The 22953-nt window shown below is 65.0% G+C and carries 21 protein-coding genes and 1 pseudogene; 13 read left to right on the top strand and 9 right to left on the bottom strand.

From position 1 onward, the window contains the following. Positions 1 to 238: 238 nt before the first annotated feature. From ACFYOW_RS25470 to ACFYOW_RS25435, 8 genes are all read right to left on the bottom strand, one after another. Positions 239 to 2023, bottom strand: a complete 1785-nt coding sequence (locus ACFYOW_RS25470) for an FAD-dependent monooxygenase (RefSeq protein WP_387291866.1) — start codon at positions 2021 to 2023, stop codon at positions 239 to 241. Between the two features lie 65 nt (positions 2024 to 2088). Then, entirely contained in the window at positions 2089 to 3039 is a 951-nt protein-coding gene (locus tag ACFYOW_RS25465) for a fumarylacetoacetate hydrolase family protein (RefSeq protein ID WP_387291865.1), read from the bottom strand. Between the two features lie 415 nt (positions 3040 to 3454). Beyond that, the gene (locus tag ACFYOW_RS25460) at positions 3455 to 4891 is read right to left on the bottom strand and encodes a glycoside hydrolase family 27 protein (RefSeq protein WP_387291863.1); all 1437 of its coding nucleotides are present in this window, start codon (positions 4889 to 4891) and stop codon (positions 3455 to 3457) included. Positions 4892 to 4915: 24 nt separating this feature from the next. Next, positions 4916 to 6427, bottom strand: a complete 1512-nt coding sequence (locus tag ACFYOW_RS25455; protein ID WP_387291861.1) for an MFS transporter — start codon at positions 6425 to 6427, stop codon at positions 4916 to 4918. 146 nt (positions 6428 to 6573) lie between these two features. Beyond that, positions 6574 to 7170 (bottom strand): TetR/AcrR family transcriptional regulator, encoded by a 597-nt coding sequence (locus ACFYOW_RS25450; RefSeq protein WP_387291860.1) that lies wholly within the window; start codon positions 7168 to 7170, stop codon positions 6574 to 6576. 170 nt (positions 7171 to 7340) lie between these two features. Beyond that, complete coding sequence (locus tag ACFYOW_RS25445; protein WP_387291858.1) at positions 7341 to 8537, bottom strand: oxidoreductase; 1197 nt, start codon at positions 8535 to 8537, stop codon at positions 7341 to 7343. Positions 8538 to 8579: 42 nt separating this feature from the next. Continuing rightward, a complete protein-coding gene (locus ACFYOW_RS25440) occupies positions 8580 to 9431 on the bottom strand; it encodes a fumarylacetoacetate hydrolase family protein (protein ID WP_387291856.1) in 852 nt (283 codons plus the stop codon). A 50-nt stretch (positions 9432 to 9481) separates the two neighbouring features. After that, positions 9482 to 10003, bottom strand: a complete 522-nt coding sequence (locus ACFYOW_RS25435; protein WP_387291854.1) for a flavin reductase family protein — start codon at positions 10001 to 10003, stop codon at positions 9482 to 9484. A gap of 334 nt (positions 10004 to 10337) precedes the next feature. On the opposite strand from ACFYOW_RS25435, the gene ACFYOW_RS25430 reads away from it, so the two are divergent. The 5 genes and pseudogenes from ACFYOW_RS25430 to ACFYOW_RS25410 all read left to right on the top strand — a co-directional run bounded on the left by ACFYOW_RS25430 (position 10338) and on the right by ACFYOW_RS25410 (position 14543). Further along, entirely contained in the window at positions 10338 to 11006 is a 669-nt protein-coding gene (locus tag ACFYOW_RS25430) for a TetR/AcrR family transcriptional regulator (RefSeq protein WP_387291853.1), read from the top strand. A gap of 244 nt (positions 11007 to 11250) precedes the next feature. After that, positions 11251 to 12674: pseudogene (locus tag ACFYOW_RS25425) on the top strand (AMP-binding protein); the annotation flags it as partial. Between the two features lie 92 nt (positions 12675 to 12766). Further along, a complete protein-coding gene (locus ACFYOW_RS25420) occupies positions 12767 to 13123 on the top strand; it encodes a DoxX family protein (protein ID WP_387291851.1) in 357 nt (118 codons plus the stop codon). A gap of 21 nt (positions 13124 to 13144) precedes the next feature. Next, positions 13145 to 14332, top strand: a complete 1188-nt coding sequence (locus ACFYOW_RS25415) for a cytochrome P450 (RefSeq protein WP_387291849.1) — start codon at positions 13145 to 13147, stop codon at positions 14330 to 14332. A gap of 13 nt (positions 14333 to 14345) precedes the next feature. Beyond that, positions 14346 to 14543, top strand: a complete 198-nt coding sequence (locus ACFYOW_RS25410; protein ID WP_387291847.1) for a ferredoxin — start codon at positions 14346 to 14348, stop codon at positions 14541 to 14543. 21 nt (positions 14544 to 14564) lie between these two features. On the opposite strand, the gene ACFYOW_RS25405 is transcribed toward ACFYOW_RS25410, so the two are convergent. Continuing rightward, positions 14565 to 15137, bottom strand: a complete 573-nt coding sequence (locus ACFYOW_RS25405) for a TetR family transcriptional regulator (protein ID WP_387291845.1) — start codon at positions 15135 to 15137, stop codon at positions 14565 to 14567. A gap of 95 nt (positions 15138 to 15232) precedes the next feature. Here ACFYOW_RS25405 and ACFYOW_RS25400 point away from each other — a divergent pair, with 95 nt between their 5' ends. From ACFYOW_RS25400 to ACFYOW_RS25365, 8 genes are all read left to right on the top strand, one after another. Then, complete coding sequence (locus tag ACFYOW_RS25400; protein WP_387291843.1) at positions 15233 to 16042, top strand: class I SAM-dependent methyltransferase; 810 nt, start codon at positions 15233 to 15235, stop codon at positions 16040 to 16042. Between the two features lie 210 nt (positions 16043 to 16252). Continuing rightward, positions 16253 to 16951 (top strand): TetR/AcrR family transcriptional regulator, encoded by a 699-nt coding sequence (locus ACFYOW_RS25395; RefSeq protein ID WP_387291841.1) that lies wholly within the window; start codon positions 16253 to 16255, stop codon positions 16949 to 16951. A 6-nt stretch (positions 16952 to 16957) separates the two neighbouring features. Continuing rightward, on the top strand, positions 16958 to 17815 hold the full coding sequence (locus ACFYOW_RS25390; protein ID WP_245567560.1) for an ABC transporter permease: 858 nt from the start codon (positions 16958 to 16960) through the stop codon (positions 17813 to 17815). After that, positions 17815 to 18681, top strand: coding sequence for an ABC transporter permease (locus ACFYOW_RS25385; protein ID WP_040701171.1), 867 nt, complete (start codon positions 17815 to 17817; stop codon positions 18679 to 18681). Before ACFYOW_RS25390 ends, ACFYOW_RS25385 begins: the two co-directional genes overlap by 1 nt. A 5-nt stretch (positions 18682 to 18686) precedes the next feature. Beyond that, the gene (locus ACFYOW_RS25380; protein WP_387291838.1) at positions 18687 to 19778 is read left to right on the top strand and encodes an MlaD family protein; all 1092 of its coding nucleotides are present in this window, start codon (positions 18687 to 18689) and stop codon (positions 19776 to 19778) included. Then, positions 19775 to 20782, top strand: a complete 1008-nt coding sequence (locus tag ACFYOW_RS25375) for an MlaD family protein (RefSeq protein WP_387291836.1) — start codon at positions 19775 to 19777, stop codon at positions 20780 to 20782. Before ACFYOW_RS25380 ends, ACFYOW_RS25375 begins: the two co-directional genes overlap by 4 nt. After that, positions 20770 to 21813: an MlaD family protein gene (locus tag ACFYOW_RS25370; protein WP_387291834.1), complete on the top strand. Its 1044-nt coding sequence runs from the start codon at positions 20770 to 20772 to the stop codon at positions 21811 to 21813. Before ACFYOW_RS25375 ends, ACFYOW_RS25370 begins: the two co-directional genes overlap by 13 nt. After that, positions 21813 to 22916, top strand: a complete 1104-nt coding sequence (locus ACFYOW_RS25365) for an MlaD family protein (protein WP_387291832.1) — start codon at positions 21813 to 21815, stop codon at positions 22914 to 22916. Before ACFYOW_RS25370 ends, ACFYOW_RS25365 begins: the two co-directional genes overlap by 1 nt. Positions 22917 to 22953: the final 37 nt, after the last annotated feature.

Raw genomic sequence — 22953 nt, 5'->3', positions numbered from 1 at the left:
CGCTCTGGTGATCGGGCGCAACCGCGTTCAACGCTCGGGTGCCGCGACCAGCGGAGTGGCCGCGTTGTCCAGGGGGTTCGATGGGCGCCCGTCGCCGGTCAGCAGATGGCGGCGCTCCGAAAACACCGCAAAATAGAACCGACTGCTACGCATCGAGGCCGAGCGCGGCCGAGCCGAGTACGCCGGAACATCCGGGCTCGCACCTCAGTTCGCGACCGGTGTATAGCGGCGAGGGCGCTTACGGTGCGACGCCTTCCTCGGCGGCGGAGATCGCTGAGCCGCTGACCGTCCGCTCCAGCTCTGCCGCTGCGAAGGTGGCGTCCGCAGTGGTGCGCCAGACCACGTGCCCGTCGGGCCGGACCAGCACGGCGCCGTGTTCGCCGACCTCGAACAGGTCGAGCACCTGCTGTCGGTCCGAGGCGATCGCGGCGTCCAGACCCACCACCGTGACGGGCATCGTGGGTGGGACGGCGGTGCGCCAGGCCTGCGGGTCGGGTGTGAACAGCGTGTAGTCACGCAGGTCGAGCAGGTCGTGCGTGGACACGGCGTCGTCGTCACCGGCCAGCCACGCGTGCGGTACGCGGGCACCGGGCCATGTCGTCGGCACGTAGTCCACTACGCCGTCGTCGTTGATCGGCTGCGGCGTCGGTTCGGTCCGGATGAGTGCCCCCGTATAGGCGTAGCCGAATTCGAGTCCGGTGGAGGCGAAATGCTGTAACTGGGCCGGTATTCGGGATCCGACCGTGGCGCGTCGGTCGCGCGCCGCGGCGCTGTCGCCCAGCAGTTTCGCGGTCGGCCGCATCGCCAGGTTCATCATGGCGTCAGCGATGCGCTCCACGATCCCCGCCGAGCGGCGATCGACGGCAGGATGGGCTAAAGCGCGGGTTACCCGGGCGAGAGCGCGGTTGCCCGGGGCCAGCCCAGCCATGACCTCGTCGAGCAGGAAGTGGTTCTCGACGCTTTGTTCGGCGAACCGTTCCACGACAGGTCGCCGTTCCGGCTCGTAGCTGTCCAGTAGTGCGGTCGGCGCGCGATCTTCGAGAATGGCGGCGAGTTTCCAGGCAAGATTGTGCGCGTCCTGCACGCCGCTGTTGAGACCGAAACCGCCGGTGTGCGGAAACCGGTGGGCGGCGTCACCTGCGAGGATCACGTTGGCACGGGTGAAGGTCTCGGCGGTTTGGCTGGTCATCGTCCAGGTGCCGGTGGAATGCATTTGGAAGGGGACGTCGTGTCCGATCACTCGCGGTAGCGTCCGGGCCCAGAACGCGCGGCCGTCACGAGCGATCTCCTGGTGGTCGCTCAGGAACGGGGTCATGAGCACGTAGTCGTCGTCGGCGTGTGCTATCAGCACCCCGCACAGCGCGGGGGAGTAGATCCAGCTCAGCAGTGGGCGGATGCCGTCGGTGAACAGCTCGGCGTTGAAGAAGACGCTGCCCATGTTGGCCAGCACCGGCCCGCGCATCGCGATACCCGAAGCCGCACGCACCGCACTGTTGGCGCCGTCGGTGCCGACCATGAATCGCGAGGAAATCTCGGTCGTGCCGCCGCGCGGACCGGCCACATGCGCCGTGGTATGCGATGGCGTCATCGTCACGTCGCGAACTTCGACGCCGCGACGGAAGTCGACATGTGGATCGGCTTCGATGGCATCCCAGAGCACCGGCATGAGCTGGTGTTGGCCGATGTGCGAGATGAGGTACCGGCTGTGGTTCTGCACGCGTTCCACCTGCTCGCGGAAGGCCAGCAGGTCGATGTCACCGAGTGGGGCGGCGTTCAGTTCACTGAACCAGCGGATCACACTGACCTTCTCGGCCGGTGGCGCCAGCGCGCTGATCTGCTTGGCCAGCTCCGGGGAGGCGTGGTGCCAGATTTCCTGGGACCGGGCATTGATGACATGCGCGGCCGGATGGTTCAACGGGTCGGTCCGGCGTTCCAGGACGGTGCTGGCGATGCCGTAGCGCGACAGCAGCAGCGCCAGAGTGCATCCGGTCGCGCCGGCGCCGACGATGGTTACCTCGGACACGGCGGCGCCTCAAGGTTGGCCGGTGGTGTGGTTTCGGACATCACTCGTTCTCCGGGGTTTCTCGGTCAACGCACGGTGTTGCGCTGCGTGCCGAGGTCGAGTACGCCATCGTCGGTGCGGATGGACGCCGTGACGATGTCTCCGGGCGCGAGGTAGGCGGGGTTGCGGGACTGCATCCGTATGAACAGGTCCCACTTCTTTGCCTCGGGCAGCAGTCCGGCGAGGCGCTGCACGATCGGCTTGGGCGGGTGGATGGCCACCCCGCCGGGGGTGCCGGTGAGCAACAAGTCACCCACCGCGAAGTCCTCCAGCAGAGAGAACTCCGTGAGAGTTTCCGTGGGTGTGAAGACCATGTCGCCGGCCAGCGCCATCTGCCGAGTCTCGCCGTTGACCGCGAGGCTGAGCCGCAGGTCCTTCCACCTGTGCACCTCGCCGGGGTCCGGTACGCAGAGGTAGGGACCGATCGGGCAGAAGGTGCGGTAGCTCTTGCCCTTGTAGTACTGCCCCTGGGACAGCTGAACATCCCGTGCGCTGACGTCGTTTCCGACGACGAAAGCCCCGACGTAGTCCTCGAGGTTCGCCGCGGACACGGTCACGGGGCCGGCGATCGCCTTGCCGATGACGATCCCCAGTTCGATCTCGTAGTCCAGCAGCCGTACGTGTGGCGGAGTGACGATGTCGTCGTGCGCACCGGTAAGCGATCCCGTGGACTTGGTGAAAAACAGGTTGAACGGTTGGTCGGGGTCCATTCCGGTCTCGGCCATGTGCGCTCGGTAGTTCGTGCCCTGGCAGTTGACCTTCGCTCCGGGCAGTGGGTTGAGCGCAGTGACGCTTGCCATCTCGATGCCGGGATCACCGGATTCCGTCAGCAGGCGTCGAGCTACCGCGGCGCCTTCCTGAAGCACCTCGGTGGGGGTCGGGTACTCGCCGGGCAGCGGCAGTACTCGCTCACCACGAACGACGCCCCAACCAGTCGCGCCCGATTCGGTGGAGTAGCGGAGGAGGTTGATGCTCACCCCACCGAGTCAACCCGCGCCGGCCGGCCCCACGCTTGGACCGCGCGCCAAATCGAAGCCGTCGATTTGGACTCTGATGCAATATCGATCGGCGGCACTTGGGTCGTGCTGGACATGCGGTCGTCCAATGTGCTGGCCGACCGGGTGTGCTCACCGCGGCCGACGTCCGCAGCCTGCACTTCCTGGTCGCGCACGGCCAACACTTCGTCGTTCGGCCGCACGCTGTTCGCCGAGAAATTGAATCCGCTGGACCCACTCGATCCGGCCTCGGTCCGCGCCCACGCGGAATTCATCGCCGATATTGTCGTCGCGGGGTTGCGCGCCCGGGGCGCCTGCCCGACGCCTGACCCGGAAGACACCATCACCGAGACCGGAGTCCAAGCGTCGCAGAGTGTTTCGGGCAGAACCACGGTGTTCAGCTCGAACTCTCGGGTCCTACCCGCACCAAGACGACCCCGTGTGGCGGGATGTCGTGGGCGGTGATCGGGCCCGTTGTCGTTGTGGTCGTGTGTGCCCATGGATCGCGGACCCGGTATCGCTCTGACGGTGCGAGTCCCGTTGCCGCGGTGGTGGTTTCGATGGTGGCGGGACTATCGGTGTCGTTGAACAGTGCCACCCCGACGGAGCCGTCGCCGAGTGGTTTGACGATGATGCGATGGTCATCCGGCAAGGCGGCACCCTGCGCGTCCGTCGGGTCCTGGTCGATGGCTATGACCTCGCGATTGGTGAGGATGTCGCGGGTTTCGGCGGACATGGTCCGCACGTCGTTGCCAGCGATCAGTGGTGCGCCGAGCATGGCCCACAGCGTGAAGTGGGCGCATTGTTCGGCGATGGTCAGACTGTCCTGTCGGCGGAGCAGGTCGAGCAACTGCGGGGAGATGCGGAAACCGGTACCGAGACGTGCGGCGTCCTCGGCGGACAACGCCCCCTGTTTCGCCGCCATGGCGGGCATGCCGTCGGTGTGCGCGCCCAAGAACTCGGCCATGGTGATCCCGACGACCAGCATGTCCGGATCGCGACCCGTCTGACTTCCGTGCGCGATTGTCGTCGCGAATTCATCCATGACGCCGACGAATCCGCGGGTGTCGAAGTCGCCGATCTTCGTCGCCGGTAGATCATTGCGCCACAACGGGATCAGGTCGCCGGTGCTACGCGTCAGATCGGCGATCTGTGACCAGTCGTAGGTGGTGCCTGCGTCGGTGTCCTCGGAACTGTTGGGGTTGATGCTGTAGACCACCGCGCGGCCGGTGGCGCGCAACGCGTCTCGCATCGCGGTGAATACCCTGACCTGTTCGTTGTGGTCGGCGTCGGCGCGGCACCAGTCGTACTTGAGGTAATCCACACCCCATGTGGCGAATTGGCGCGCGTCCTGGTCCTCGTGGCCGAGGCCGGCTGTGGCGAGTGTCTGCCCGCAGGTCTGGTTGTAGGGACTGGAGTACAAACCCAGGGACATACCGCGGTCGTGGATGTAGTCGGCGAGTGCGGCAATGCCGTGCGGGAACTTGTCCGGATCGGCCTGTAGGTCGCCGTGCGAATCTCGCTGGGGTGCCGCCCAGCCGGCATCGAGATTGATATACCGGTAGCCGGCATCGCGCATACCGGAGGCGATCATGGCATCGACTGTTTCCCGGATCGTGTTCTCGTTCAATGGAATTCCGGAATTCCAGCTGTTCCAGCCCATCGTCGGCGTGGGGACGGCGTCGGGCTCGGCCGGGGACGCGAGCGCCGGTGCCGCCGCCCCGGCCAGGACCGTAGCTGCAACAAATGCTGCGAAAGTCATTCGCCGCCGCATCACCGCTCCGATACTTCCAGGGAAACCCGCTGGTAGATGCCCCGCGGTACTGCTGACCATGACTGTCTCCTCTCGGGTCGTGGGTCACATGTGGACCGTCGGCGTCTCCGAATCGCTTTGTTCGAGAACACCGCGGCGGTACAGCAGAGCGGTGACGACCATGCCGGCGACGAGGATGGCGGCCGACCACCAGTAGGCGGTGGCGTAGCTGGTGAGCTGAGCGTTGGTGAGCACACCGGGATCGACGGGGCCGTGGGTTGCCAGGTAGTCGGTGGCTGCGCTGGTCGACATGGTGGTGAGGAACGCGGTTCCGATCGAGCCGCCCACCTGCTGTGCGGCATTCACGGTCGCGGACGCGGCACCGGAGTCGGCGGCCGCGACTCCGAGGGTGGCGGCGCTCATGGCCGGCGCCACGATCAAGCCCATACCGAAACCGGCGACGAACAGTGCGGGCAGCACGTGGGTGAGGAACGCGCTGCTCACGTCGAAGGTGGTCATCCACACGAGTGCGATCGCGACGATCGCCATACCGGGTGGCACGACGAGTTTGGGGGTGATCCGGGGGATCAGAACATTGTTGGCCACCATGGCGGCGATCATCAGACCCACGACCATCGGCATGAACGCCAGGCCGGTACGGATCGGTGTGTAGCCGAGATTGAGTTGCAGGTAGTAGGTGAAGTACAGGAAGATGCCGAACATCCCCGCGCCGCTGATGAAGATCGCGGCCAGCGAGGCGGCGCGGGTGCGGTCGGTCACGATTCGCAACGGCAGGACGGGGTGGTCGGTCTTGGTCTGCCACCACACGAAGCCCGCCAAAAGGACGGCGCTGGCCACCAGCAATCCCCAGGCCGACACGTCCGCCCAGCCGTCGGTCTGCGCGTTGGTACAGCCGTAGACGAGACTGAACAAACCTGTCGACACCAATGCGATGCCGGGCAAGTCGAGCCGTGCGGTGCGGTCGCGGCGGGTACGCGGGAGCATCACGACCGCGCCGACGGCGGCCACGACCGCGAAGGCCAGGTTGACGAACAGCGTCCACCGCCAGGTCAATGTCTCGGTGAGCACACCGCCGAGCAGCAGCCCGATCGCGCTACCCGCACCCGACACCGCGCCGTACACGCTGAAAGCGGTCGCCCGTTCCTTCCCCTCACTGAAGATGGTCGTCAGCAGCGACAACGCGGCCGGGGCCAGCAGTGCGGCGAAGAGGCCCTGTCCGGCCCTGGCCGCGACCAGCATTTCGAAACTGGGTGCGGCACCACCGACCGCGGATGCGACGGCGAAGCCGATCAGGCCGACGAGAAATGTGGCTTTGCGGCCGAACAGGTCGGCGATGCGGCCGCCGAGCAGCAGCAAGCTGCCGAACGCGAGGGCATATGCGGTGACCACCCACTGGCGCTGACCGTCGGTGAAACCGAGGTCGCGCTGCGCCGATGGCAGCGCGATGTTCACGATGGTCGCGTCGAGGACCACCATCAGCTGGGCGAGAGCGATGACGATGAGTAGCAACCACCGCGTGCCGCCAGGGCTTCGGGATGAACCTTCGGGAAAGCTCGGGCCGTTTTTGGACAGCGTGATAGTCGTGTGCTCCGGCATTGGTCGCGCCTCTCATATAGTACGAAGTCGTTCTATAAGTAGATTGGCAGCAGTATGGGAGAAACGCAACCGTACTATTTGAAGTATGAGGTGCGTCTCACCGCTGCGGCTCCGAGGCGGTCCCTACCGAGGTGAACCGGATGTGGTCAATGAGAGCCGTAGTGCAATGCGGGTAGCGCGATGTCGTCGATGAAGCGGATGAGGTAATCGGTGTCGGCGAAGGAACCGTCGAAGACCGGTCGCGTGACGAAGACGCCGAAGAAGAAGGGGGACAGTAACTCTGCGGCGGGGGGCCGGGTGGGCAATTCTCCGCGTTCTACCGCTCGGTCGATGAAGCGGGCGAGATCGGCGGTGTCGGGTTCGAGCAGGACGGTTCGGAGCGTGGCTGCCAAATCGGGATGAGTCAATACCGCGTGATTGAGGGCCGCGATCAGCGCGGTGTCCGGCTGTGCCCGCGGTACGAACCGTTCGGTCATGGCCACCAAGTCGCCCCGCAGGCTTCCGGTATCGATATCTTTTGCGTCGGTCGGTCCGGTGGCGCGCAGGGCCGCGGCGATCAGCTGTGGTTTGTTCGGCCACATCCGATACAGCGTCGCCTTGCTGCAATGTGCCCGCGCCGCAAGGGTATCCATCGACAGCGCCTCGTAGCCGACCTCGCGAAGCAGATCCAGCGCCGCGGTCAGCAACTCGTACTCGCGAGCAGGCGTCATGCGAGGCCGCCGAATGTGCGCGTTCTCGGTCAAGGCGGATCCTTCCTGGAAAGTACGGTTCAGTACTTACCATAGTGGTCCGCTTCGCTCGTGGGACGTGCGCCTCGTCCGAGCGGCATTCGGCGGAGCGTCACCGCTGCCGAGGGCGTGGCCTGCACGCCCTCGGCGGGATTACTTATACGACCTTTGGATCGACCTGCTGCTCAGATAAGCGGTGTGATGTGCTCGGGAATGCCGAGCAGGGCCTTGCCGTAGGTTTCCATCGAGACGTGCGGCAGGGTCACCGCGTGCCGAGCGGCAACGTTGGAATCGCGCCAAATCCGCTGCATGGCATTGACTTCGGCGAACGATGCGGCGCCGTGTGCATCGAGCAGGATGTTCAGCGCCTCGTTGATACTGCGCAAGGTGATCGCGACATCACCGCGAATCCGGGCGCGGGCGATGAGCTCCGGGAACACTCCGGCGTCCGCGTGCGCCTGGACGTCATCGGCTGCCCGGTAGGCGTGCAGGTGGGCGGTTTCGATCTTCATCGCGGCCTCGGCGACCAGCATCTGGAAGGCGACGGAGTCGGCTTGCCGAGTGACCGTGGTGTACGCCAGTGCCTTTTCCGCCGCCTTGGTGCGGACCAGGTCCAGCGCGGCCCGGCCGAGACCCAACTGCGGTCCCGTGACCGCCGTGTTCAGAAACGACGTCAAGGCCCCCCGGTAGAGGGGCGCATCGGGATGGGCGGAGATGTGCTCACCAGCCAGGTACGGGCCGAGCGAAGCAACGCGATGTTCGGGGACGAACACGTCCTCGACGACGATGGTGTTGCTGCCGGACGCGCGCATTCCCGCGACATACCAGGTGTCCTCGACCCGGAAGTCTGCCCGGGGGATCGCCACCGCGACCTGGTCGAGCACCTGATCGTTGTCGTCGACCAGTAGTGCCCCGTTGGTAGTCCAATCGGCGTGCAGACTGGCCGAGGCGTATGGCCAGCGTCCGTCCACCCGGTAGCCGCCGGGCACCTTGCGGGCTTTGCCCGAGGGTGCCAGCACGCCGGAGACAATCGTGTCGGGACCGTCGGCGAACGCCTCGTCGAGGCCGCGCCCGGGATGGAGGGAAGAGGTCCAGACATTGGTGTTCGACAGCGTGACTACCCATGCCGCGCCGCCGTCGGCCTCGGCGACCGCCGACGACACATCCAGCAGTGAACGCAAGCTGGCCTCCAGTCCACCGAAACGCCGTGGCGCCACGACGCGGAACGCTCCGGCTTCCTTCAGCGCCGCGATCGTCTCCTCGGATACTCGCCGGTCCGATTCGCTGGCAGCGGCATTCTTCCGGATCAGCGGCGCCAACTCGGCGATGCGCGCGAGCACATCCTCGATGGTCTCGGTCCGGTCGTTCTCTACGGTGGTCATGCGTACTCCAAAATTACTGTGGTGGTTGAAAATTCGGCAGGTTCATGCCGGATCGGCGGCAACGATGGGGTTTCGCAGTTCGCCGACACCGTCGATCCGGCTGATCAGGGTCTGGCCGGGCTCCAGGAAGCGCGGCGGATTCATCGCGCTGCCGATGCCGGCGGGTGTGCCGGTGAACAGCAGGTCACCGGGCAGCAGTGGGAGCAAGGCCGACAACCGTGAGATCAGCTGCGGCACTGGGAAGATCATGTCCTTGGTACTTGTCTTCTGCACTTCCTCTCCGTTGAGCGTGCAGGTCATGTGCAGGTCGTCGGGATCGGGCAGCTCGTCGGGGGTGACCAACCAGGGGCCGATCGGGCCGTAGCCGGGAAGAGATTTGCCGAGGCTGAATTGCGGTGCGGGACCTCGAAATTGGATGGAGCGCTCGGAGATGTCCTGGGCCACCGCGACGCCGGCGACATGCTCCCAGGCGCGGTCGGCCGAGACGTTGCGGGCACCGACACCGATCACGACCGCCAGCTCGATCTCCCAGTCGGCGGTTCCGTCGGTCGGTACGGGAATGCTGCTGTGGGCACCGGTCAGGCAGCTCGCGAACTTGGTGAACACGAGCGGGTCGCTCGGCAGGTCGAGACCGGACTCGGCGGCGTGCTGTCGGTAGTTCAGTCCGATGGCGAAGATCTGTGGTGGGCGTGGCGCCGGGGGGCGCAGGAGTGTGGGGTCCAACGGCTCGGCGGCGGACAGGTCGGCGCTGTGTGCCCACTCCCGGAACGCGGTCCAGCGCTCGTACACTGCTTGCGGCTCGGCGGTGAAACGCCCGCCGCTGGCGCGTTCGACGTCGACGGCTCCGGCTGCCGTCACGATGACAAGGCGATCACCGAGGTTACCGATCTTCATTGTCGCTCCTTGGATGAAAGATGTTGTGGTACTGCTGAATTCGATCTCCGTCAAGTGGTGAGACGGCGATACCGTGAGCCGTGGAAAACGAGGGGGCGTGCGGTGGGATGTGCGTGCAGGCCGCGGATGGCGAGCACGACGATCGTGTGATCGCCTGCGCGGAACTCGTCGTGCAGGGCGCAGTCCAGCCAGGCTGTCGCGCCGGATAGCAACACGGCGCCCTCGGCGGTGCACTCGTATTCCACGTCCGCGAACCGATCCGGGGAGCGCGACGCCAATTGCCGGCACGTCGGCTCCTGCTCGTCACCGAGGATGCTGAGCCCCAGCCTGGGCGCATCGCGCAGCGACGCCCAGGTCTGGGAACTGTTCATAATGCAGATCGACACCAGCGCTGGGTCCAGCGACACCGAGGTGAACGAGCTGACCACCATGCCTGCGGGCCGTTGGTTGCGCATTGCGCAGACCGCGATAACGCCACTGGGGAAGCAACCGAACGTCAGCCGCAGTTGGTCCGGACCGCTGGGCGTGGTCAACGCTGACGGCGTGGCTTCGGTCCCGAAGCTGTTGCTCATCCAATAACTCCGCGGGAACCCTGGGAGCTGAGTTCCTTCGGATGACGGTCCCGTGGTGTTGGGGAGGCGAGTGGTTTGCCTGCCGATTCGGGCCAGTTTCTTCTCGGCATCCATGGTCGCCTCCTTGTTGCGATCCGCCCTGAACAACGCACGGCAACGGTGCGATGTACCGGGTTCTGCTGCCGCGGCGGATGGGTGAGTCGGGTCACATCATGTGACCTGGCAGTAGCGTAGCCATTTCATTGATTTAATGTCAACGACTTGAAATCAACTTGTTTTTTCCCAGGTCACCGGGCACTATCGGGCACAGAGGTGTTCGGTGATGGAGGGCGCAATGACTAGCACGACCGATAAGAGTCGACCGACCTCGCGCGCCGCGCAGGCCGCCGAAACCCGGCAGCGCCTCGTCGATGCCGCGGTCGAGTTGTTCGCCGAGCGCAGTTATGACGAGGTGGCCGTGGCTGACATCTGCCGGGCCGCCGATGCCGCCCATGGGCTGGTGTTCCACTACTTCGGCACCAAGCGTGGCCTCTATTTGGAGGTGATACGGGACACGTCGAATCGCATCTTGCGGACCCATGTGCTGCGTCCCGAAATGTCGCCGGTCGAGCAGATTCGCAGCGCGTTCACCGCGCAGTTCAGGTTTCTGGCCGCACATCGGGGGCTTGCATTGCGCCTGGTGCTGGGTGGTCGGGGCGCTGATCCCGAGGCCTGGGAGGTGCTCGAGGCAGGCCGGTGGCAGACCATCGAGGCCTGGATCTCGCTGCTGGGGCTCGACCCGCAGAATCAGGCCTTGCGCATGATGATCCGGTCGATTGCCGGCGCGATCGACGAGGCCGCCGTCTATTGGCTACAGAACGATGAACCGTTCGACGTCGACGCTGTGGTCGACTGCCTCATGCAACTGACGCTGGCGGCGCTGCGTTCGGCCGCCGCGCTCGACCCCACCCTCGAAGTGGAAGCGGCGCTCGAGCCGTTCCTGGATGAGCTCTCTGAATACTGAAGTTCAGCAAGGGTTTCCGTATATCTCGTCGAGTGGGTGACTCCGCGGTGGTGGAGGTGAACTCCGTAGCGGCGGCATTCAGTCAATTCGTCGACGGGCGGGTGCGGCAGCTGCGTCGTGGAAGGTGGCGGCCGCTCTCGGTGGCGAGTCGATACTGACGAAATATTCAGTTTGCTTGACTGACTAAGCCTTCATGCTTGACGATATCGTCAGGAGATTGAAGGGATGGAAACCGATGCCACCGATGCCGGCCCGCGAGGAGCTCTGGCCCCGCTACGAATTGCCGGCGGATCTGCTCGACATCGAATCGGTGCCGCTTGTCGAGCGCGGACTGCCCGAATCGACCTACGCTCTGCTCGCGCGGGCAGCAGAGTTGTGGCCTGACAAGACAGCGTGCACGGTGCTGCCCGATGCGGCGCGCTGGCGTGAACCCACGCACCGCGGTTATGCGCACTTGCTTGCCGATGTGCACCGGTGTGCAAACCTGTTGCACGCCCTCGGTATTCGACGCACCGATGCGGTGGCGTTGATCGCTCCCAATTGCGCGGAGCTGATATCTGCGACACTGGCCGCTCAGTTGGCGGGTATAGCCGCTCCGATCAACAGCGGCTTGTCCCGGGAACACATCGCACAGCTGCTCGAGCGGTCCGGGGCCCGCGTGCTGATCGCGGGCGGACCCGAATCAGCCGCTGGCACATGGGAATTTATATGTACTTTGGCTGCCGATGGATTGCTGGACGCGGTGCTGATACTGCGCCCGACCGCTGCGACAGGTGCACCGCGGCCGCTCGCGGAGATCAAGGGTGTGCGTGTCGCCTACCTCGGTGAGCTTGCGGCCGAATACGATTCGGCGCGGTTCACGGGCGATCCGCCTGCAGCAGACGATCTGGCAGCACTCTTTCACACCGGTGGGACCACCGGTGTGCCGAAGTTGGCCGCGCACACGCACTGCGCCGAGGTCGCCAATGCCTGGATGATCGCGGCGACCTCGCTGCTCGACGAGGAGGCCGTGGTGTTCGCGGCGCTGCCGCTGTTCCATGTGAATGCGCTGGTGGTCACCCTGCTCGCACCGCTGTTCAAGGGACAGTCGGTGGTTTGGGCGGGTCCGCTCGGCTATCGGGATTTCGTGCTGTACAGCGAATTCTGGAACATCGTCGAGCACTACCGAATTTCGGCCATGAGCGCGGTGCCCACGGTGTACGCGGTGCTGGCCCAAGTGCCGCTCACCGCCGACATCTCCAGCCTGCGCTACGCCATGGTCGGAGCGTCACCATTGCCGCCCGCGGTCCGGCAGAATTTCCACGCCCACACCGGCGTAACGCTGGTCGAAGGCTACGGCCTCACCGAGGCGACCTGCGCCAGCGCGCGCAGCTTCCCCGAACGGCCGCGCCCCGGTGCGGTCGGCCAGCGCCTGCCCTATCAGCAGGCGAAGTCGTTCGTATCGAAGCGGACGGCTCCTGGACCGACCTGCCCTACGGCCAGACCGGCGTATTGGCGATCAGCGGCCCAACGGTTTTCCCAGGTTATGTAGTGGATCGTGGCGAGCACGGCTATGTGCTGGATGGGCTGGGCAAGCTGGTCGACGGTTGGCTGGACACCGGGGATCTCGCCCATCTCGACGCCGAGGGGTTCATCCATTTGCATGGTCGTGCCAAGGATCTCATCGTCGCGACCATCGAACTCGACCGCGGCAGTGACGAAGGTCCGGTGGCGGAGGTGCTGGGCCGCTACGCAATCGAATGGAAGGTAGGTGTGGGTCGATGACAGTCGCATCCATCATGTTCGCCGTGCTGTTGGCGATCGGGTTTCTGCCGCTCGGCGCGGTCAAGGTGCTGGCCCTGGCACCGATGCGTCAGCGTGCCGAACATTTCGGCTACTCGGTGAGCGCCTTCCGCGGCATCGGCGTACTCGAGATCGCCGGGGCGCTGGGCGTGCTGGCCGGCCTGGTGTGGTGGCCGCTCGGGGCGGCTACCGGAATCGGGCTGGTGCTGTTGATGATCGGCGCCGTCATCACCCATGTGAAGGCCGGTGACAGCGCCGGCGAGTACGCGCCGTCGATCGGCTCCGGTGTACTGGCCATCGCCTATGTCGTGACCGTATTCGGTGCGCACCTATGACCGCGCGAAAAGAGGGTTCTGATGCGTAATCGAGCCAACGTCCCTGTCTACCGGCCCGATATCTATTCGCGCCATGGCATTCTCGACCCTTACCCGCACTACGCGCGGTTGCGCGAACTGGGGCCCGTGGTGTGGCTGGCCAAGCAACGCGCCTATGCATTGCCGCGCTATGCCGAATGCAAGACCGTCCTGCTCGACGATCGGACATTTGTCTCCGGAGCCGGTGTCGGTTTGAACCCGGTGGCCAATCGGCTCTCGAAGGGCACCACGCTCAATAGCGACGGTGAGGATCACAAACGTCGCCGCGCGTTGCTCGCCCGTCGGCTGTCGCCGCGGGGACTGCGCGCGATGCGCGAATCGATAGACCAGCAGGCGGCCGCGGCTGTCGAGCAGGCGGTCGCGCGGGGACGTATCGATGGTGTCGAATTGGCGGCCGCGCTGCCGATGTCGGTCGTGCCGGATCTGATCGGCTGGCCCCAGCACGGTCGGGACCATTTGCTGCGGTGGGCGGGAGCGACATTCGACGCGCTCGGGCCACTGAATCGGCAGTCTGTTTGCACAGCACCGTCGGGCATCGGGATGATGCACTTCACCCGACGGCTCGCCCGCGAGCGGGACCTGCTGGCGGGCAGCGTCGGGGAGGAAGTGCTACACGCGGTCGACGAGGGCAAGCTTTCCGACACCGAATGCCCCGCCCTGCTGATCGATTACCTTGCCCCGTCGTTGGATACCACGATCAGCGCGATAGCCAGCGCTATGTATCTTTTCGCGCGCCATCCCGAGCAGTGGCAACTGCTGAAGGATGAGCCCACCCGCATACCGAACGCGGTGAACGAGGTCGTGCGATTCGAATCACCGCTACGTGCATTCTCCCGCAAGACAATTCGTGATGTGGAGATCGCCGGAACCAGTATCCCAGCGGGTTCACGGGTGGTGGTGATCTACTCCTCGGCCAATCGTGACGCGCTGGAATGGGACGACCCCGACACCTTCGACATCCGCCGCGACGCCACCCGTCAACTCGGCTTCGGTCACGGAACGCACGGTTGCGCCGGTCAAGGTCTCGCACGGTTGGAAACACAGGCCATGCTCGCCGCCCTGGTCGAGCGTGTCGATCGTATCGAGATCGCCGGTGCACCCGAATGGGCGATCAACAACATCATCCACCGCTTCGAACATCTTCCGCTGCAACTCAATCCAGCTCGATAGAAGGAATCCGGTCATGAAGATCTCCGTCGACTACTCCCGGTGCGAGGGACATGGTCTGTGCGCCGCGCAGGCGCCCGAGGTGTTCAGCCTCGATGACAACGCCCTGCTCATCTACCGATTCGACGGCGCCGAGGTACCCGGCGATCTCGTCACCGCCGCCCGTACGGCCATGAACTCCTGCCCGGTCGCCGCCCTGCGAGAGATTTCATAACCCCGCCGCTGTCGAAATGCGCTACCCGGTTCGGGGTCGAATGACCCGTGCGGCGGCTTCTATCGCGCTTGCCCGGCGGTGCGCGATCACCGCCGGGTTGTCGGTGAGCGTGGTCGGGTCGGGCCATTGCGCCCAGGAAAGTCCGATGCCGAAGAGCATGACGAGCAGCTCGAGCGGGTCCCACACCGGATCGACAAGGTTTCGCTGTTGGGCTTGCTCGATCGCGGCGAGGGTCTGCGCGGGGATCGGTTTGCCTGCAGCCTGAGGTTCGTCGAGAGTCAACCCTTCCAGGTGGGCCCAAGTGATCATGCGCAGGAAGTCGGGTCGCTGACGGGCGAGATCGTAGAGCTTGCCGACGAATTCGGGGACGTCGTCGGGCTCGAGAGTGACTATCTGGAAGAACTCGGCGCCGTCTCGGGACGCCACTTCCCGGAACAACGCGGCCTTGTCGCCGAAGTGGGCGTACAGGCGTTCCTTGCTGGCGTGGGCGGCGTGCGCGATGCGGTCGATACGCGCACCGGCCAGGCCGTACCGCGCGAACTCGTCCCGGGCGGCGGACATGATCGCTTCGCGCAATTCGGTCGTGCTTCGCATCGGCTGAGCATAGGCTGAGAACAGTCAGAAGAACTAGTTCGTTTGTTAGCCTGGTAGCACCAGCTGTGTCGAGTCGCTTTCCAGGAGGATGGCAAATGACAGGTGCGAGTGAAGTCGAGTCGGCGATCGCCGCTATGCCGCGAGGTGGGCCGAATGCGTCATGGCTGGATCGGCGGATGCAGACCGATGTGTTGGAGTACACCGACCGCTACGACATTCCGGACGAGCTCAAACAGAAGGTCATCACGAGCCTGGATCGCGTGGGAACACTAGAGAAGGTGCATGAGAAGAGTGCGCGTGCGGCGCTGCGGGTGGTCTCGCATATACCCGCGCCGCGCATACTCGAGATCGGCGCCGGCCATGGCAAGCTTTCCGCCAAGATTGTGGAGTACCACCCCCAGGCCGCCGTCACCGTGAGCGACCTGGACCCCACCTCGGTCGCCAACATCGCCGCCGGCGAATTGGGCGCACACCCGCGGGTGCGCACGCAAGTAGTCGATGCGACCGCGATAGATGCCCCCGACGACAGCTACGACCTTGTCGTTTTCGCTAGGTCGTTTCATCACTTGCCGCCGGTTGTGGCCTACAAGGCGATCGCCGAAGCCACTCGGGTGGGGAAGCGATTCCTGGTCATCGACCTCGATCGGCCGTCGCCGAGCAGACTTGCGCTGGCTCTGATTCTGACGCTCCCTCTGTGGATCGTTGCTCTCCTCCCGCCGGTGCGCCCGCTGCTGCACGACGGATTCATCAGCATGTTGCGTGCCTACAGCCACTCGGCATTGACGACACTCGGCCGGGCCGCCGACCCACGGATGCGCATCGAATTCTTCCCCGATCTGTCGCGGTTCGGGCCGCCGTCGACAACCGTTTTGTTTTCGCGCCCGGACGTCACGCTGGATCAGTAACCCACTGCCGCGAGGCTGTGCGCGCCATCGAGGGGCGGTCCTGCGATGCGGCCGAGCAGGGCGGCCCCGAGCTGGATCCATGTGCAGATAGCTTTCTACCTGGTAATTAATTCGGCTATGGTGTAGCCGAATAGTCTCAGCAAAATAACGGCAACAATGTTGCTGAAACCTGTTGACGGCTGCGGTGATAGCGGTCACACTGTATCCATTATGAGTGGACGAGCTACTGTCGAGGACCAGATCGACCCGGGATCCGCTCTTCGTGACCAGCGTGTCCACGGCAGCTCCGAGGGGGTGGAGTCGCAAGAGACCGACGCGGTGAACGCCCGGGCGCGAGGCGCGCTGCGCACACGCGCCGCGCTGATCCAATCAGGCCGTCAGGCATTGGGTAGCGGCCGGGCCGAGCGGCTCGGTATCGCCGATCTGGCACGTCACGCCGGCGTCGCGGCCGGATCCTTCTACAACCACTTCCGTGGCAAAGATGAATTGCTCGACCTGGTTATCGCCGAGGTGGTCGAGGACCTCGCCCGGATCCTGGACAACGCTGCCGCGGGCATCGATGAGCCGGTCGAGCTCGTCCGGGCGCAGGTGCGGGCACTCGGTGCGCTCGGCGTCGCCGATCCCGACACCGCCGCGATTGTCCTCGCGACGCGATACCGAATTCTCGACAACCCCGACATCCGCTCACGCCTAGCGTCCGGCATTCGAGCAGGGCTATCGGCGGGGTGCTTCCACGTCCACGATGTGGGAGCCGCTCTGGATCTGACATGCGGGGTCGTTCTGGCGATCCTGCGAACTTCGCGGCGTGATCCGGCCGCTGTGACAGCCGAGTGGATCGAGACCCTCGCCCAGCAGGTGCTCTTCGCCCTGGGACATCCGGTATGCGAGAGCATCCCGAGCGAAAGATAGATTGTTTTGACTCTGGCACCCAACGTGTCGATCGAACAGCGCAAAGATTCATCCGCGCTGCGGATCGTGCGAGCAAATTTCTCCGATACCGTCGTATCGGGCTTACGCACCTGGGGACGGACGGTCGATCTCGCGATCGAGTCCGTCCGGGAGGGGCTGTTGGATCTGGTGCGTGGCCGATTCCAGTGGCGAGAGATGCTGCATCAAGCGTGGTACATGGTCACGGTCACGGCATTGCCCGCGATCCTGATGGCGGTTCCGTTCGGTGTGATCGTCTCGGTACAGATCGGCAACATGATCCGAGAATTGGGCGGTGACTCGCTGCTGGGGGCGGCGAGCGGGCTCGGAGTCATCAAGCAGGGCGCCCCGATCGCGACGGGACTGCTACTCGGCGGTGCCGGCGCCGCGGCGATCGCCGCGGACCTGGGCGCACGCACGATCCGCGAGGAAGTGGACGCGCTGCGGGTCATGGGCGTGAGTCCGGTCCGCCGCCTGGTGATTCCGCGCATTGCCGCGATGGTGCTGGTCGCACCGCTGTTGAACGTGCTGATCATCTTCACCGGTGTAGCCGCGGGTTACATCGTCGCGATCAGCGCGCAGGGCGTGACCTCGGGCAGCTATTGGGCGACTTTCGGTTCCTTCACGACGGTCACCGATGTGGGGATCTCGCTGCTGGAGGCGATCCTTTTCGGGTTCATCGTGGCGGTCATCGGCTGCCAGCGGGGGCTGGAGGCCAGGGGCGGGCCCCGCGGCGTGGCCGATGGCGTGAATGCCTCGGTGGTGCTGTCGGTGGTGTCGGTGCTTGTCGTCAATCTCGTTGTCAGTCAATTGGTTCAGATGTTCGTGCCGACGAGGATGGCCTGATGACCGCGACGCCGTACGCGCCGAAAGGACTGCGCTGGGCGTATCGGGTGATCCGTCGGCGGCAGCGGCTGCTGCTGCCGATCGACTCGATCGGGTTCATGTTGTCGTTCTGCTGGCAGGTGCTGTCGGCGATCCCGTTGACGCTCAAGCACTATCGGACCCAAACTATTCGCGCCATCAGCGAAACGACCTGGGGGAGAGGCTCGCTGATCGTCGGTGGCGGCACGGTGCCGATGCTGATCGTGCTGGGTATGGTGCTCGGCGCGGCGGTGGGTATCCAGTCGTACGGCACGTTGAACATGATCGGGCTCGGTCCGCTGACCGGGATCGTCTCGTCGTTCGCGAGCACTCGGGAGCTGGCGCCGATCATCGCGGGTATCGGATTCGCGGCGCAGGCCGGATGCCGGATGACCGCGGAGATCGGGTCGATGCGCATCTCCGAGGAGATCGACGCGATCGAATGTCTCGGTCTGCGGTCGATTCCGTTCGTGGTGACCACCCGGGTGATTGCCGGCGTGGTCGCGATCGTGCCCACCTTCCTGATCACACTGATCCTCAGCTATCTGTCCTGCGCATTGGTCGTCGTCGGCGTCCACGGCCAGGCATCGGGGGTCTACCAGCACTACTTCAGCCAATTCGTCAGCGGTCCCGATATTGCCGCTGCCGTGCTGAAGGTGATGGTTTTCGGCATCGCGGTAATCCTGATCCATTGCTATCAGGGGTTTTTCGCGACCGGTGGACCGGAAGGCGTCGGTATCGCCTCCGGACGTGCGGTGCGAGCCAGTTTCGTCGCGATCATCACTTTGGACATGCTGTTGAGCCTGGTCATCTGGGGTTTCAGCGCGACGATCACATTCACGGGGTAGCGAGAATGCCAACGTATGGGTTGCCAGGGGCGGCCACCACCGGGAAGTCCGCACGGCGGACGGGCGTGATCGCCCTCGCCGTTGTCGCGGTCGTGGCCGCGGTCTGGGCCGGGTCTCAGGCGATGCGCGCCGATGATCGGATGCGGGTAACGCTGCGCACCGAGCAGATCGGTGACGGCATTGTCACCGGAGCGCGAGTGCGGCTGGACGGGGTGAATATCGGCGAAGTCACCGGCATCGAAAGTGCCGGGGCGGGGCAGCAGCAGATCACGCTGCGGTTGGATAAGTCCCAGCTCACCGGACTCACCGATGCACTCGTCCTCGACTATGCGCCGTCGAACCTGTTCGGCATCAGCGAGGTCGAGTTGCGCCGCGGCCAGGGCGGTGTCCCGTTACACGAGGGCGGGAATGTCGATCTCACCGGCGCGTCGGCGTCTCGGGTCTCGAATGCCACGATGGGCACACTGATTCGGTCGCTGGGGCAAACCACCGACCGGGTACTGACGCCACAGCTGGCCGATGTGCTGACTGCTCTGGCCACCGATGCCAAGGCCTTCACCCCGATCTTGGAAGCCGTCGTGATGCTGAGCCGTGCGGTCGCCGAAACCCAGCGCTACGATCCGTCCTTTCTGATCGGGCAGTACGCCTCCACACTGCATGGAACGGCCGAATTCGCAGGTGCCACTGTCGATCTGCTCGACCACATCAACAACATCGAAGTCCTGCGCACCGACCAGCCGCTGTTCGACTCCGGAGTCGATATGATCGCCAACCAGTTGTTCCCGGCGATCACGAACCTGGGTTACACCGGGCAGCGGCACTACACCGGCTACACCGACATGCTGACACCGTTGCTGAACGTCACCGCTCAGATGGTGCCCACCCCACAGCGGTCGAGCGCGGAACTACGAACCCTGTTGGAGCGCATCGACAATTCGTTCGTCGACACCCCCGAGGGCCCGGTTCTGCGACTCGAGCTCACCTTGCGTGGGTTTCCGGTGCTGGCCGCCCCGCTGCTCGGCGCGGTGGGCAAGGGAGTCGATGTCGCGACGCCTGCACCGGGCGATCCCGCCGCGATTCCGGGAGGTACGCGATGAAATCGACTGTCGGCGTGGTGTTGCGGCTCGTGGCATTCGCGGCGGTGATGGCGGTGCTGTTGGCCACGGTGGTGGCGGCGATCCAGCGGCCGGTCTCCGGGAACACCGACTCGTTCCGCGTAATTTTCACCGACGCCAATGGTTTGAAGGCCGGGGACGATGTGCGGATGTACGGCGTGCAAGTCGGCAAGGTGCAGTCCATCGCGTTGGATCAGGGCCGAGCCTCGGTAGGTGTGAGCGTGCAACGCGACCACCCGGTGTTCGAGACGAGCACCTTCGCGATCCGGTACCAGACGCTGACCGGCCAGCGGTATATCGACCTACGTCAACCCGCCGCGCCGGGGGAGAGGCTGGCGGCGGGCGCGACCGTCGCGCCCGAGCACACGATCCCGTCCTTCGACATCACCACCCTGTTCAATGGGCTGCAACCGGTACTTCGGGAGTTTTCGCCCAGTGCCCTCAACCAACTCGCCGAAAGCGTCCTCGCGGTGATCCAGGGCAACGGCACCGGTTTGGGGCCGGCGCTGGACGCGGTGGAACAGCTGAGCCGCTATGCCGTCGATCGGCAGGTCGTGATCTCCACGCTGGTCCGGAACCTGCATGCCATCGACGACCGGGTCGGCGGTAAGTCGCCGTATCTGGAAACTCTGATCCAGGGGCTGACCGACCTGTTCACCGTGCTGGAGGACAAACTGAAAGGCCTTGTCGACTTCGCCCTTGCCGCACCGCCGGTGCTGGGGCCCATCGACGATATGCTCGCGACCCTCGGATTCACCCCCGACACCAATCCCGACCTCGAAAATGCCCTGCACGCCGCGTTTCCCGATCCGCAGGCGGCGACCGAAGTATTGGGCAAACTCCCCGGACTCCTGCAGGCGCTCGATGCGATGTTGCCTGCGGCCGGACCCGAAATGAACGGGACTTGTTCGAAAGGAAATGCGCCGGTGCCAGCGCAGCTGCGGGTATTCATCGGCGGTCAGAGGATCGAGCTATGCAACCGTTGATTTCAGGACTCCGCAAACGGATTCGCCTCGCCGGCGATCGCCCCGTCGCCGACGATCGATCGGTGCGCCGCCGCGAGCTGCGACTGGGCCTGATCGGCGCGGCCGCGGTGGTGCTGGTACTGGCTGCCTGTGGCGTCCTGTACGCGATGCCACCGGGCCGGGCGGAATACGGCGCCGATATGACCGAGGCCGGAGCCATCCGCGCCGGTGAGGACATACGCATGGCGGGCATCACCGTCGGAACGGTCAAATCGCTGGAACTGCACGACGATCGGGTGCACATGATCTTCACGGTGGATTCCGATGTCTTCGTCGGCGATCAGTCCACTCTCGACATCCGCATGCTCACCATCGCGGGCGGCCACTATGTGGCATTGACATCAGCGGGTTCGAAACCATTGCGCCAGAAAGTGATTGCGAAAGATCGGGTGCGCCTGCCATACACGCTCGGTCAGGCATTCCAGGACGCGGTGACCCCGATCCGCGATGTCGATGGTGAAACCCTGCGGCAGAATCTCGGCGAGCTGCAGACGGCACTCGTCCGGAGCCCGGACGGCCTGCGACAGCTGGGACGTGCGGTGGATTCCGTCGTCGATATCCTCGACAGACAGAATGCGGACGTCTCACGGGCACTGGCGGTTTCGCAGGAGTATTTGTCTGCGATCAGCGGCAACACCGCGCTGTATGGTCGACTCAATCGCGAACTCAACCTCACTACCGACATTCTCGTCGGCAAGCGGGCCGAGCTATACGCATCATTGGATCTGCTCGAACGGATGCTGTCGCGCCTCGCGGCGGCCGAACCGGCTTACGACAGCTCGCTGAAACCCATGCTCGACAAACTCGCCGAGGTGGTCCCCGAGCTGGAGAGGCTCACCGGCCGACTCGACCAGGTCGTGGCCACCGTCGAGCACCTGGGGCAGCAGCTGCAGCAGATCGCCGGTGGACCGAATGGTCCCGCCATAGACCGATCCGCGACAACTGTGCCCGCGCCCGCACTGTGCATTCCGGTGCCGGGGAGGTCTTGCTGATGCGCCGATTTCTTGCTTCCCGCGGATTCATGTCGGTTTCGGCCGTCCTGGTCATCGTCGTGCTCGCGGCCGCCGGGTACGTCGTGCTGACCGGCGCCGATAAGCCGATGCGCTCGTACTGCGCGATGATGCCGGACGCGGCGGGGCTCTACCTGGGCAGCCACGTCACCATGCTCGGCATTCCGGTCGGCACGGTGACCCGGATCGAACCGTCCGGTGACGGGGTGCGGGTCGACTTCCGAGTCGAGTCCGATCACCCGCTGCGCGGCGACGTTTCGGCGGTGACCCTGTCCGACACACTGGTCGCCGACCGTAACCTCGCGATGCTGTCGGCACCGCAACCCGCGCCGAAGTGGGATTCCGGTCGATGCATCACCCGCGCACTCACTCCGAAGAGCATGACCCAGACGCTGGATGCCCTGTCGAAACTCGCGACCGAGATGAGCGCTCCGGACGACCCGGCCCGACAGGGCACGGTCAGCGGCGGTGTTTCGGCCCTGGATACCGCCGTGTCGGGCACCGGCCCCGCACTCAACGAGTTGCTGTTCACGCTCGGTGACGCACTGAAATCACCGGACGCCGCGATCGGACGCATCGGCGAACTGATCGATGCGATCAACACACTCGCCGCGGCGATGAAGAACAACTGGGGCGATCTCGAACATATGCTCACGCGCCTGGCCGGCATGTTGGACCAAGCCAACAACGAGGTCATCGCGCCGTTCGTCGGGATCATCGACGCGCTGCGGGTACTGCTGCCCTGGTTCAACGACATCACCACGAAATTCGGGCGGCCGCTGCTGAACCTCGTGCGGGCGAGCGTGCCGCTGGTCCGCTGGGTCGGCGCGAATGTCGGCACACTCGAGCAGTTGGTCGACATGATTCCGACGCTGACCGACGCGTTCCGAAGGTCGGTCGATCCCGGCACCGGACAGGTCGCACTCGCCTACGCCGCCCCCAAAGTGGCGCTCGCCCAACCGGATGCCGATCAGCTGTGTGCGGCGATCAACGTCGCTGTTCCCGGCCGGTGTCGCAGCGTCGAGCACGGTTTGGCCGATGTCGATCTGGTTTCGCTGGTACTGGCCATCGCGGGAACGAAATGAGGACCGGGTTGCCGCTGTCGAAAACTTCGCTCTGCAA

Source organism: Nocardia sp. NPDC006982 (assembly GCF_042869435.1).
In the GTDB taxonomy this organism is placed as follows: domain Bacteria; phylum Actinomycetota; class Actinomycetes; order Mycobacteriales; family Mycobacteriaceae; genus Nocardia.
This window is presented reverse-complemented; position numbering and strand designations above follow the sequence as displayed.